This window comes from Paenibacillus nuruki, assembly GCF_963311185.1.
Taxonomy (GTDB): domain Bacteria; phylum Bacillota; class Bacilli; order Paenibacillales; family Paenibacillaceae; genus Saccharibacillus; species Saccharibacillus nuruki.
Genome location: NZ_OY725677.1, coordinates 2,896,196 through 2,909,127 on the forward strand (window position 1 = coordinate 2,896,196; position 12,932 = coordinate 2,909,127).

The following is a 12,932-nucleotide window of genomic DNA, read 5'->3' on the forward strand; positions in this document are numbered from 1 at the left end:
ATACACTTTTCACACATCTATTCCACGATTCTCACATAACCTCTTGATAAGATAAATTTACATTCTAAGAAGAGGTGATTCCAATGAAAAAATGGACAAAAAATGCAGCAGTATTATTAACAACAATTAGTGTATTAGGAGGCGCAACAAGCGCATTCGCAGCTACACCAACAACAGCAACTTCAACTACACCGAAAAACACTACACCTGTCACTGCCACTCACAAAGCAGCACCTTCTACAATGACTACAGCAACTCCAGCTAAAAAAGTAACAACGACTACCAAAGCGACGCCTACAACAGCCAAAGCGATGAAAGCCAAACACAAAGCGACCAAAGCTAAGCATAAAGCGACAAAAGCGGCTCATAAAGTAACTCACAAAGCAACAAAAGCCAAACATAGAGCAACCAAAGCCGCTCATAAAAAAGCGACTGCACACAAAACAGCCGGTACTACCAAACATAAAGTAGTAACAACAACTCCAAAACACAAAGCTACTCGTCATGTTAGCCAATCAGTAGCTACCAAACACCATGCTAAAAAAGTAAATCATAAAAAAGTAACACACCATAAAGTCACTCATAAAAAAGCAGGCACTACACACAAAGTAGTAACAACAGCTCCAAAACACAAAGCTGCTCGTCATGTTAGCCAATCGGTAGCTACCAAACACCATGCTAAAAAAGTAAATCATAAAAAAGTAACACATCATAAAGTCACTCATAAAAAAGCCGTTGCTCACAAAGCTACGACTACTAAATCTACTGCTAAAAAAGCGCCTGTAACTGCCTCTACATCTTCTGCTAAAACAACGACACACAAGTAAAATAATGCATTAGATAGCGCTCGTTCTTTTCATTCATGAACACAAGCTTGATAAGTTATGACTAAAACTCACTCTTAAAGACGGGGACTGCCTAGCAGATCCTGTCTTTTTGCTTTAGCGAACTTTGATATTATATATACCGCTCTGCTACATTAAGAATAAGAACATTTATATTTCTGGAATGATAAGGAGTTCCCCCTATGACCAAACTATTTGTTGTCGATGATGATCCGTCTATTTTGCAATTAATTTCTGAATATTTACGCAAAGAACAGTATGAAGTGTTCTCGTATGCGCATGGACAACAATTAATTGAACATGTACAGCATGAACATCCGGACTGTTTGATTTTGGATATTATGATGCCCGGTATTGATGGGCTTACCTTATTAACAGAACTTCGTACATTTACAGGTATTCCTATTATTATGATCTCAGCGCGGGGTGAAGAAGTGGATCGAATCAATGGATTGGAGTTAGGTTGCAATGACTTTTTGAGCAAACCTTTCAATCCACGCGAATTGGTTGCCCGTGTAAAAGCAATGCTACGCTTAATCGACACTGGCAAACGTACAAGCAACTCGATCAGTCTATCTAATGTTGCAGATATGACTCCCCCAACCGTACCTGACACGTCTACCTCTTATGTCTATGCAGGCAATCTATCCATTTCAGAAGAATTTCGGCAAGTACTCATTCAAAATAATGAATTGTATTTTACCTCACGCGAATTTGAATTGTTATTATTTTTGGCGACCCATGTACAGCGTCCATTCAGTAGAGAGCAATTGATTCAGCAAGTATGGAATTATGATTTTTTCGGCGAATTACGGGTGGTTGATGATCTGGTCAAACGGATACGCAAAAAGCTAGTCCAATACCAATCGACACTTACGATTGATACCGTATGGGGATTCGGCTACAAAGCCGCTATTCATGAATAATGAAAACGATTCGTGGCAAAATGTTGCTGTCCCTCTGTGTAGGTATGCTGATGACGGTAGCCATTACCGTCTTTTTCTTCGTGCAATTAATGGATGATATTTTACTCAATCAAGTGAAACAGCAGTTATCTGCTCAGACGATCAAAGCAGCACATATTTTGAAAGATCAAGATATTGACGGATTGGATAGCACAGATTTCCGCTTTTTTATTAAAGACATTTTGTTTTACGCAGACTATTTTGTACTTGATAAAAACAATAAAATTGTTACTTCCAGCGACACTCAAAACAATGGGAAAATCCTCAAAAACTTTTCCAGCAATCATCAAGGATATATGCAGTTAAATGGTAGCAAAGTGTTGTATAGCGAAGCTCAATTAAACCATCAGCCTTTTCGCGTGATTCTATATTCTCCTTTATCATCAGTACGTGCACTATATATCCCTTTACTACGCACGACTTTGTTATCAATAGGCGCTAGTTTTATCGTTATTTTGTTTATCGCTTTGTTCGCTGTCTGGCGTATGGTACAACCACTGAATCGTTTAAAAGAAGCGGTAAGTCGGTATGAACCTCATTTACAGCCGAACGAGCACTTTTTACAAGCTGATCATACCGAAATTGGCGAATTAATCAGTACTTTTCAATTGATGGCCAATCGATTACAACGACAGCATCAATATCAGATTGAATTTCTGCAAAATGTATCACATGAACTCAAAACACCATTGATGTCGATTCAAGGATATGTGTATGCGATTCAGGATCAAGTGGTTACCACAGAGCAAGGGTTAGAGATTATCACCACTCAATCGAAGCGATTAATTCATATGGTTGAGAAATTACTGCAATTATCTCGACTCGAAAGTGTCGATGAAGTATGGCAACAGACTACGATTGATCTCAAAACGATGGCAGAAGAAGCGATTCATTTACTATTACCAGCGGCGCAACCGCGTAATATACAGCTACAATTAATAGGCCCTTCGCTGATGATCACTATTGCTGCGGAACAGGTATTTCAGATCTTGCTGAATTTGCTTCAAAATGCTATTCGTCATACCGCTACACAAGTACAATTGACGATTGAAGTGTCTGATGATCATGAGATCTGTCGTATTCATATCGACGATGATGGTGAAGGATTATCCAGCGAAGAGCAACAACAGATTTTTCAACGCTTTTATACAGGTAAAAGTGGAGTGACCGGTCTAGGACTGGCGATCTGTCAGCAAATTTCTTCCCATTTACAAGCAGAGCTCGTATGCACTTCTTCCCCACTTGGAGGCGCTAGATTTAGCTTAATCTTGCCCAAAAGCACAGAATTAACAAATACGGGTGCAAGATCACTTTCTCCATGATATAGTGAAGGGGTTAATTACAGGAGGCTTACAGCTTATGCAAAAGAATAATTCCCGTTCAAATTCATCTTCAAATCGCTCAAAACCAACAAAATCCGGTCATAAAGGTAAACCGACCGCTCATGCATCCAAAGCGAAAAGCGCGTCTTCTCGCAATGGTTCCTATCGCAGTAAACCGATTCCACCTACGATCTATACAGTCAAAGAAGCGACAGAACTTCTTCCTTTTTTACTGGACAATCTTACAAATATCAGCCGTAACTCGGTGAAATCGATATTGGCGCGTGGTCAGGTCATTATTAATGAAAGAACCGTTACAGCGTACAATCATATGCTTCGTCCCGGTCAAGAAGTGATGGTTCATAAAGAACCACCGGTTGCCGCACCTGCTATGGTCGGTCTATCGATTATGTTTGAAGATGAGCATTTAATTGTGATTCACAAAGATGCTGGACTACTCTCGATTGCATCAGATAAAGAAAAAGATGTCACTGCTTATCGTCAATTAACCGAGCATGTTCGTGCGACTGATCCTGAGCAACGTATCTTTGTGGTTCATCGGTTAGATCGAGATACATCCGGTGTCATGATGTTTGCCAAATCTCATGATGTTCAACAACAATTGCAGAACACATGGCGTGAGAGCGTAGAAGAACGTACTTATGTGGCTCTTGTTGAAGGCGAAGTGAAAAAGCCTGAAGGAACGATCTCCTCTTGGCTGAAAGAAAGCAAAACGCTCAAAATGTTCTCCAACTCGCATGATAATGGTGGGCAACATGCAGTCACTCATTTCAAACGATTGCAAAAAACAAGAGAATACTCCTTATTAGAAGTTCGCTTAGAAACAGGACGCAAAAATCAGATTCGTGTTCATATGGAAGATCTAGGACATCCTATCGTAGGTGACAAAAAGTACGGTGCTCGTGCTCAAGGTGTGGGTCGTCTTGGACTCCATGCACGCGTACTCTCCTTTATTCATCCAGTAACAGGTGAAACGATGCGCTTCGAAACGGATATTCCTAAAAGCTTCAAGCATCCTTTTAAAGATGCACCTGAATCCAAATAAGTCATCATGTATGCTGTTACGAAAACAGGTGCTGAATTGCACCTGTTTTTTAATGCTTATCGCTTTTTATCTATGTTATAATCACCACTACTCAACACTCACAGGAGGCAATTATGCTTAATTTTGAACAAAAGCTTGAACTGCTACAATCGTATCCGCAATTGCAACGCAAAGATGTTTCTCTCGGTCGTGTGAATTTCCATTATGAAGACAGTGCCTATGAGAAAAAGATTGTCGCTTTCCATATTCATCCGAACGGTAATGGTTACATTTATGCGGGTCTACTGCATAACTACCAAACTGATGATAAAGGATTCGTCAATATCCGTGATTATTCAGAAGAACAATTACGCACATTATTAGATGAAACGATCAAAGCGATGTCATATAACCACAAAGCAGTAGAATCGAAAGAGCAAGCAGAAGCTACAGCTTCTTTCAAATTAGCTACTACCACTTCTACAGGCGGTACATGGATCGATGAAGATGGACATATTTTAACGCTGAAATATGAAGATGAGATGTGGTGCGTGTATTCAGGTCTGAATTTAGATATGGCTTTCGAATCTCGTAGTGAAGCAGGCAACTATCTCAAAGACGAAGGATTTAAGCCACAGACTCAAGCTTAATTTTGATAGTGAATGTTTACGTTACAGCAAAAGACCATTTTCTTTGTACGTTAAAGGAAATGGTCTTTTTGTTATTAAAGTTGTTATAGAACGCTCTAAATATAGGCTTGATGTACGTTCTACTTTTATTCTACACTTTACACACTTCATTGACAGAGAAAATAAAATCGGTTTTTCTAGTGCAGATATATCCATATGGAGTGTTATGTTATAATATAGGTTTTAGTGCCTGCTGTTTTTATATGTACAGATTGGGTATAGTAAAAGTATTTGATTCTTTCCTTATTAAAAGTACAACATCACTGTATATACTAATAAGACATATAGAATCATCGTTAAAATAGCATTTTATCGCCATTTCTATGGAGATCAACACTGAGGGGGAATACAAATGGGATTGACACCGCAACAGCGAATTCAGCTTCATAATTTTAACAACTTGACTAAATCATTAAGCTTTAATATGTACGATATTTGTTATACACGCACGAAAGAAGAGCGTGAAGCATATTTGGCTTATATTGATGAACAATACAATGCAGATCGTTTGGGCAAAATCTTAACGAATGTATGTGATATTATTGGAGCTCATGTGCTGAATGTGGCGAAGCAAGATTATATTCCACAAGGTGCAAGTGTAACGATGTTGATCTCTGAAGGTCCGGTAGAGACAGCACCTAACGCTTCTTTCGAAGAATCACCTGGTCCATTACCAGAGCATGTACTCATGCATCTGGATAAAAGTCATATTACCGTGCATACGTATCCTGAATATCATCCTGATGAAGGTATCAGTACGTTCCGTGCGGATGTTGATGTATCTACTTGTGGCGAGATTTCACCACTTAAAGCGCTAAACTTCCTCATTCACTCTTTTGATACTGATATTATGACAATGGATTATCGGGTACGCGGATTTACGCGCGATATTCATGGACATAAACTCTTTATCGATCATGATATTAGTTCTATTCAGAACTACATTCCATCTGAGATCAAAGACACATACGATATGATCGATGTGAACGTCTATCAAGAAAATATTTTCCATACGAAATGTAAATTAAAAAAATTCGATCTGGATAATTATTTGTTCGGCTATACCAAAGAAACATTGACTGAAGAAGATCAAGATCAAATCACTCAACGTCTCAAAATGGAAATGGACGAAATCTATTACGCTAAAAATATGAATACAGATCGTTCGGTCTAGTCACTATGAGTGAAGCTATTCTACGAAAGATCCAATATCATAAAGAAGATTGGGACGCAGAATTCTATGCCCCTCTCTTCGGGCAATACATGAACGTCTATGTTCGTGATCTAGAGATTTCTACAGAAGCCGTAGAAAAAGTCGTTCAAACGTTCAATCATTTAGATAAGGATATCCTTGCTAAGTTATTTCAATTCTCATGGGATTATTGCAAAAGCTTCTGCGATTATGTAGGCGATCAAGAGTGTCCGTCTATTCAACAACCAGAGGACATTTTACAGTATATCGAACCTGTTGATCTGACGATAGAGATCGATCCAGAACGGACAGAAACGATTATTCGTATAGAGCTCAATTGTGATTGGGAAGTAGAACATGGCTTAGAATGGTTGATTCGAGATCAGCAGATTTTGTATGTAGGTAGTTGCGAAGTTCCTGATGCGTGGCAAGAATTATCTTATTATCAGAATTATGAACTTAACTTTGCCTATGGTAACAATTACGATAATCTGTAACAAAACATCAAAAGCTCCAAACGACTCCCTTTCGGTACAGTGAGTCCGTTTGGAGCTTTTTTTAACATTTGAAATCCATTTGATGATTTGGATCGTCTATGCATGATCACTAACGATACGTTGTTGCACTTGTACTAATAATGTTTGTTTAAGTTTGTTTATTTTCTGCATTAACAGGTCTGCACGTTGCTCATAATAACGTTGTTGTTCTTCATTGGAAAGCGTCACCAGATTAATCTGTACAGTTAACGATAAAGACTGTGCTGCCGCTTCGAACAAAATAAGACTAATGCCTACATCAGAGAGCACTGTTCGATTACAGATCTCAATCAGCGGTGAAGCGCTATATAGACCATACAGACAGCATTCCATTAATTGAAGTGGAATATCGATCGATTGGATTTTCATCGTCTGAAGTGTTTCTTTGCGGTCATGCTGTTCTTTTTCCGTACGATGTGGGAGTCGCAATGCTTCAATATATTGTCCAAACGATTCCATATCTTCATCCATCAAGTGTTCACAAGCACTTCTGATCTTCGCCATATCTTGTAATGCTTGTTCCACTTCTACTTGCACGTCTTCATATCCTTCGCCTTGTGAAAAGTGGGCGGTCATCGAAGTCATTGCTGCACCTAGTGCTGCTACAATCGCAGATACACTACCTCCACCGGGTGTGGGTTCTGCTTTACCTAATTGTTCCATCACTTCACGTAAAGACTGATCCCAAGATACTTTATTCACTTCTGTATTCACTGATATGCCCTCCTGATAAAATCATCTTATGATGTATTTTACCCTGTTTGGCGACGATTCATTTACTATGCGACAAAAAGATTGGCGAATAAGATCAATATCACTGTTTATTTACTCAGATCAAGCAACTAGATAAGATACTTCTAATGAATCTTGTTTCTTTTTCAAACATGCTTTGTCATATCACGGGTGACTCGGGTATAATATTGTATATTGAATACATGTATCCGTACATATTTCGGGGTACCCATATATGACGAATAGAGAGGACGATTCCATGATCCGGTTTGGTATTATAGGCACTAATTTTATAACAGAGCGATTTATTGATGCTGCACAACGTAATGATGACTTGCAGATTACTTCCCTTTACTCACGTACGCTTGAACGAGCAGAACAATTTGGTGGTAAACATGATATTCCACATGTGTTTACAGATATTACAGCTATGCTAGAAAGTGGACAGGTAGATGCCGTCTATATTGCTAGCCCTAATTCTTTTCATGCCGAGCAAGCGATTCTATGTATGAATCATGGCAAGCATGTCCTATGTGAAAAGCCACTGGCGTCTAATGTAACGGAAGTGACTGCTATGATCGAAGCAGCGAAGCAAAATAACGTTACTTTGATGGAAGCCATGAAATCAACGATGATGCCGAATCATATTGCGATTCATGATAATTTGTATCGTATCGGGCAAGTCCGCCGTTATTTTGCTAATTATGGTCAATATTCTTCTCGTTACGATGCTTACAAAGAAGGAAATATCCAAAATGCGTTCAAACCTGAATTCTCCAATGGCGCTTTAATGGATCTCGGGGTTTATTGTCTGTATCCGCTTGCAGTGATGTTCGGTCGTCCGAATGAAGTGAAAGCGACAGGTGTCATGTTAGAATCCGGTGTAGATGGTGAAGGCAGTATTATTTTGTCTTATGATGAAATGGATGCTGTAGTCATGTATTCCAAAATCACCGATTCTTCGCTTCCGTCTGAAATTCAAGGCGAATTAGGTAGTGTACGCATCGACAAGATCAGTGAGCCTCAACAAATTACGATTACGTATCGTGGAGGATATGAAGAAGAGATTAATGTGAGTCAATCCGAGCCACCAATGTATTACGAGATTCGTGAATTCTTGAACCTGATTATAGAAGGTAGACAACAATCGAGTATTAATTCATGGGAACATTCGTTGATTACGTTTGAAATTATGGACGAAGCTCGTCGCCAACTTGGTCTGATCTTCCCTGCTGATTCCAAATAGTTCTTAACTAACAGAATAAGATAAAAAAAGCAAAGACATGATCTATGTCTTTGCTTTTTTTAAATTTACTTATTTCAAATTCAATCTATTGACGATGAATCGAACTGCTTGGCAATCATCGCTAACAATTGTGTACGAATTTCAGTATAATTTACGGCTTCTGTATCCGGTTGATGATTTGATTCACGAGCAGCATGACGGGCATTGAACCAGATCATATGCCAGTGAGCACTTACTGCACCCACAACATCATTACGCCACGAATCGCCAATAAAGAAACTATGTTCAGGCGTGGTATCCGTCAACCGATTAACATAATTAAATATAGCTGGATCTGGTTTTTCTAGACCCACTTCACCTGAAATAAATATTCGATCACGCGCAAAAACTTGATCCATATGTAATGCGCAAATCTTTTTCCATTGATGCTCCGCAGGACCGTTGGTTAATAGACCAACTGTATAGCCTTGATCCATCAATTCATGAATCAACTCTACAACTCCGTCGTAAGGACGAATATTATACTGTGAGCCTATATATACAGCCTGCATTTGCTTCGCTTGTTCTTCCGTAATCTCAATTTCAAATTCCTTTAACGTCAATATAAAGCGCTGGTAACGCATTTCTTCTAAAGGAAGCGCCTGAGGATTCTGAGGCGATACTAATACTTCACTATAATAACGAAAACGTTGATATACATCACTATACGACAACGATTCCTGTTGCTGTGGAATCACCTGTTGCAACGCTTCGAACAGCGGTTGCAAATGATCGTATAATGTATCATCAACGTCAAAAAAGATACCTATTTGTTGTGGATTCAATGGGTCGGATTCTCCTCGGTCATTAATTCATCCAGTGCTTTGCCATACTTACTGATCCGTTCCATATCTTTGTCGGTTGAACTCAAAATACGAGATGGGTCCATATTATCTTCAATATCAGCAATTTTTACTGGACGAGCTAACGAATTTTTTTTGGCACGCTTTACAAATTCATGATAGTCCTCGTCTTCGCTACGACTTAACGCTTGTACAGCTTCTACAATTTCATCGGAAAAGCCTTCAGCAGATAGATCATGAGCGGTTACATCTGTATCTTCTAACACATCATGTAATACAGCAATAATTCGTTCTTCTTCTGTAGTCATTTTTAACATCACACGCAATGGATGTAAAATATAAGGTAGTCCTGATTTGTCTATTTGTCCGGAATGCGCTCGGGTTGCAAGAATAATAGCACGATCTAAATGACTCATTGACATTCACATCCTTTTTTATGGTTACTTTCATATCACCCATGTTATTTATTACACACGTATAGCCGGATGAATCACTTCACCCGGCTTCACTTTATGATTTAATCAGGATATACATTAAAGTCTGTTAACAATTGTACACAATTGCCTTCACTATCATAACCGATATAACTATGATAAATTCCATTGCCAAACCCGCTAGAAAACAGTGCAATATTGTGTCCATTGTCCAGTTCTTGAACAAGCCAGCTTCGTGTATGAAGATATGATTCTTCGGCTGCAAGTTCCCATGCTTCCATCAACTCTTGAGCCACTTCAGGATTTTCTTGTTCTTGTTGAAAAGCAAGCCATGCATACGCTTCAGCATCCAAAAAGCTACCTGTGCCTGAATCGACTGCATATCCCCAACGTGCATGTTCATCGAGCTGATACAAATTAGCATCGGCTTGAACTTCACGCTCTGCGCCTACCCATCTTGCTACAGGATTGGAATTAAAGGTAATGCGTGCAAATGCAATGCGTTCATCTACATGATCTTTATGCCGATCTGTAGGATCGGTAATACGTGCAATCGATAATTCTATTGGAAAAGAACCTGTGGGGAAAGTCTGTACAAAAGGTGTCGATTCGATCAAGCTGTATGGATCATCGGCTACAATCTTGCCGGTTATCACACGCAGTTCCCCGATAGACTTGGTATAAAAAGCAAGATTACGTCTCTGGCCTCTCCATAATTTGACTTGTTCTAAGGCAAATCCGTCTTTGAAAACTTCTTCCAGCACCTTACTTTCTTTAAGAACCTCGCCCATCTTCTTTTCCTCCAATCAGATGTAGATTATTTTCCATTATACTCCTATTTAAAGAATACGGTACATGTTCTCTGCAAAAAATTTGAATTTTCGCTTAAAAATTTTGGATATTGTCCATGATATCTGCATTACTCGCATAAACCTCACATTTTCCATTGAATGATTGTGTAGAATCAAGCATAATATGATACGATGCTGTAACATGAAATAATAGAAGAATTGTGATTGTACTGCCAAGCGCTGATGTAAGATATTTTGCTCTGCAAAAATCACTTTTGATTGAAATAGAAGAATCGCGCTTATACTGCCAAGCGCTGGATGTAAGATATTTTGCTCTGCAAAAATCACTTTTGATTGAAATAGAAGAATCGCGCTTATACTGCCAAGCGCTGGACGTAAGATATTTTGCTCTGCAAAAATCACTTTTGATTGAAATAGAAGAATCGCGCTTATATTGCCAAGCGCTGGACGTAAGATATTTTGCTCTGCAAAAATCACTTTTGATTTGAATAGAAAAATCGCGCTTATATTGCCAAGCGCTGGACGTAAGATATTTTGCTCTGCAAAAATCACTTTTGATTTGAATAGAAGAATCGCGCTTATACTGCCAAGCGCTGAGAACGGAGAATAGCTTTGGATCAACCATCAACGATCAGTCGGGCGATTTTTGAAATTATGGATACCTGTTTGCTTGCCGGTAAAATTATGTTACAAAGTGGTGCGGAAACGTATCGTGTAGAAGATACAATGATTCGGATTGCCGAGACGCTGGGGATTCCTGGATCTCATAGTTATGTTACGCCGACGGTGATTATGTTTTCTACAAATGGAACAGACCCTGCGAAGTTAATACGAATTGCAGAACGTACAACAGACCTGCACAAGATTGCACAGGTGAATCTGGTATCACGCCGCATTAGTAGTGGCGAGCTGAATGTACATGAAGCTTATGAATTGTTAAAAGTGATCGAGGCGGCACCCGGTGAGTATAGTGTTCGTATGCGGATTATCGCTGCTGCAATTGCCAGTGGATGTTTTAGCATTATGTTTCAAGGAAGCTGGGCTGATTTCTTACCTGCGGTGGTTGCAGGTGGTGTGGGCTATGCGGCTTCGCTATATTTACATCGCTGGGTACAAGTGAAATTTTTTGCCGAGTTATCTGCGGCTTTTCTGATCGGATTACTGGCGGCTATCTTTATCAACTGGGGTTGGGGTAATCAATTGGATAAGATTATTATCGGTTCGATTATGCCACTTGTGCCCGGTCTTCTTATTACCAATGCGATTCGTGATCTGATGGCAGGTCATTTGGTATCCGGTATTTCCAAAGGAGCCGATGCGCTATTAACTGCTTTTGCCACTGGCTCAGGGGTAGCGATTGTGCTGACATTTATTTATTGAATTTAGAATGAGAGAAGGTTATATGAATTATGCTGGCGCAGTTAATCACCAGCTTTATTGCTTCGGCAGGATTTGGCATTATTTTCAATGCTCCCCGAGCTTCTTTACTACAATGTGGTATATCAGGAATGTTAGGCTGGATGGTCTATATGCTACTGTATGAATCGTTGACTCCAGTGTCTGCTTCATTGATTGCGACGGTAATTGTAGGTGGAATCAGTCAGGTTTTTGCTCGCATTTACAAAACACCTGTCATTATTTTTAGTGTAGCGGGTATTATTCCACTCGTTCCGGGAGGGCTTGCTTACAATGCGATGCGTAAGTTCGTCGAAAATGATTATTCAGTCGCTATGGAATTAGCAGCTCAAGCGGCTATGATATCAGGCGCTATTGCTCTTGGTCTTGTGTTATCCGAAGTATTGAATCAAATGATACGCCGCGTGATCAAATAGATCCCGGCGTATTTTTTATACTCATCTATATACAACGTTCCATATACAGTCCAAGTCTACTGACACTATACAGGTAAACGCTCATCTATATACGATTCGACTAATCTATCGATAAAATGATCTTCTACTTCTAATGTAAATGCGGTAAAAATCATATCCATATCGTCACTCACATAAGCCGCTAGATCAGCATCGCCGCCTTCTTGCATCACATGGACAAAAGCTAATCGACTCCATTCAGTGAGCTGTACTTGCTCGGCTTCTGTCAGACTGTCCCGTTGTAATTTCTGATATGCTCCTATCCATTCGGTATCAAAATCAGCACGATCTCGATATGCAAGATAAGACTCAGCATCTAAATCTTGCAGAAATGAAGCAGATAGTAATGATCCTTGATGCAGTTTGGTTTGCAACGTTTCTATCGATTGTTTGTCCATCAG

16 protein-coding genes are annotated in these 12,932 nt (G+C 39.4%); 10 read left to right on the forward strand and 6 right to left on the reverse strand.

The annotated features are described in order from the left end of the window. Positions 1-83 precede the first annotated feature (83 nt). From RCP16_RS12970 to RCP16_RS13000, 7 genes are all read left to right on the forward strand, one after another. Positions 84-827 carry a hypothetical protein gene (locus RCP16_RS12970; RefSeq protein ID WP_308640474.1) on the forward strand — a complete coding sequence of 248 codons (744 nt, stop codon included), beginning with the start codon at positions 84-86 and terminating at the stop codon, positions 825-827. Positions 828-1,027: 200 nt separating this feature from the next. After that, entirely contained in the window at positions 1,028-1,771 is a 744-nt protein-coding gene (locus tag RCP16_RS12975) for a response regulator transcription factor (RefSeq protein ID WP_069327205.1), read from the forward strand. Next, positions 1,771-3,132 (forward strand): HAMP domain-containing sensor histidine kinase, encoded by a 1,362-nt coding sequence (locus RCP16_RS12980; RefSeq protein ID WP_308640475.1) that lies wholly within the window; start codon positions 1,771-1,773, stop codon positions 3,130-3,132. Before RCP16_RS12975 ends, RCP16_RS12980 begins: the two co-directional genes overlap by 1 nt. A gap of 37 nt (positions 3,133-3,169) precedes the next feature. Beyond that, the gene (locus RCP16_RS12985) at positions 3,170-4,198 is read left to right on the forward strand and encodes an RluA family pseudouridine synthase (RefSeq protein WP_308640476.1); all 1,029 of its coding nucleotides are present in this window, start codon (positions 3,170-3,172) and stop codon (positions 4,196-4,198) included. A 113-nt stretch (positions 4,199-4,311) separates the two neighbouring features. After that, positions 4,312-4,827, forward strand: coding sequence for a hypothetical protein (locus tag RCP16_RS12990; RefSeq protein WP_137222140.1), 516 nt, complete (start codon positions 4,312-4,314; stop codon positions 4,825-4,827). A 391-nt stretch (positions 4,828-5,218) separates the two neighbouring features. Next, positions 5,219-6,040, forward strand: a complete 822-nt coding sequence (gene speD, locus RCP16_RS12995) for an adenosylmethionine decarboxylase (protein ID WP_069327202.1) — start codon at positions 5,219-5,221, stop codon at positions 6,038-6,040. Between the two features lie 5 nt (positions 6,041-6,045). Further along, positions 6,046-6,555 carry a DUF6985 domain-containing protein gene (locus RCP16_RS13000; RefSeq protein ID WP_308640477.1) on the forward strand — a complete coding sequence of 170 codons (510 nt, stop codon included), beginning with the start codon at positions 6,046-6,048 and terminating at the stop codon, positions 6,553-6,555. A gap of 96 nt (positions 6,556-6,651) precedes the next feature. Here RCP16_RS13000 and RCP16_RS13005 read toward each other — a convergent pair whose 3' ends face one another. Next, positions 6,652-7,308: a cyclodeaminase/cyclohydrolase family protein gene (locus RCP16_RS13005; protein ID WP_308640478.1), complete on the reverse strand. Its 657-nt coding sequence runs from the start codon at positions 7,306-7,308 to the stop codon at positions 6,652-6,654. Positions 7,309-7,585: 277 nt separating this feature from the next. Between RCP16_RS13005 and RCP16_RS13010 the strand changes: the two genes are divergently transcribed. Then, a complete protein-coding gene (locus tag RCP16_RS13010; RefSeq protein WP_069327200.1) occupies positions 7,586-8,572 on the forward strand; it encodes a Gfo/Idh/MocA family protein in 987 nt (328 codons plus the stop codon). Between the two features lie 80 nt (positions 8,573-8,652). On the opposite strand, the gene RCP16_RS13015 is transcribed toward RCP16_RS13010, so the two are convergent. From RCP16_RS13015 to RCP16_RS13030, 4 genes are all read right to left on the reverse strand, one after another. Further along, positions 8,653-9,396 carry an HAD family hydrolase gene (locus tag RCP16_RS13015; protein WP_308640479.1) on the reverse strand — a complete coding sequence of 248 codons (744 nt, stop codon included), beginning with the start codon at positions 9,394-9,396 and terminating at the stop codon, positions 8,653-8,655. Beyond that, positions 9,393-9,830: an HD domain-containing protein gene (locus RCP16_RS13020; RefSeq protein ID WP_308640480.1), complete on the reverse strand. Its 438-nt coding sequence runs from the start codon at positions 9,828-9,830 to the stop codon at positions 9,393-9,395. The genes RCP16_RS13015 and RCP16_RS13020 overlap by 4 nt, the downstream gene beginning before the upstream one ends. A gap of 101 nt (positions 9,831-9,931) precedes the next feature. Continuing rightward, entirely contained in the window at positions 9,932-10,639 is a 708-nt protein-coding gene (locus RCP16_RS13025) for a DUF4241 domain-containing protein (protein WP_083243431.1), read from the reverse strand. Positions 10,640-10,687: 48 nt separating this feature from the next. Continuing rightward, positions 10,688-11,212, reverse strand: coding sequence for a hypothetical protein (locus tag RCP16_RS13030; RefSeq protein WP_308640481.1), 525 nt, complete (start codon positions 11,210-11,212; stop codon positions 10,688-10,690). Positions 11,213-11,314: 102 nt separating this feature from the next. Between RCP16_RS13030 and RCP16_RS13035 the strand changes: the two genes are divergently transcribed. Further along, complete coding sequence (locus RCP16_RS13035; RefSeq protein WP_137222498.1) at positions 11,315-12,040, forward strand: threonine/serine exporter family protein; 726 nt, start codon at positions 11,315-11,317, stop codon at positions 12,038-12,040. A 29-nt stretch (positions 12,041-12,069) separates the two neighbouring features. Further along, a complete protein-coding gene (locus tag RCP16_RS13040) occupies positions 12,070-12,492 on the forward strand; it encodes a threonine/serine exporter family protein (protein ID WP_069327196.1) in 423 nt (140 codons plus the stop codon). 65 nt (positions 12,493-12,557) lie between these two features. Here the strand turns inward: RCP16_RS13040 and RCP16_RS13045 are convergent, their stop codons facing one another. Then, positions 12,558-12,929, reverse strand: coding sequence for an immunity protein PIM1 family protein (locus tag RCP16_RS13045; protein ID WP_069327195.1), 372 nt, complete (start codon positions 12,927-12,929; stop codon positions 12,558-12,560). Positions 12,930-12,932: the final 3 nt, after the last annotated feature.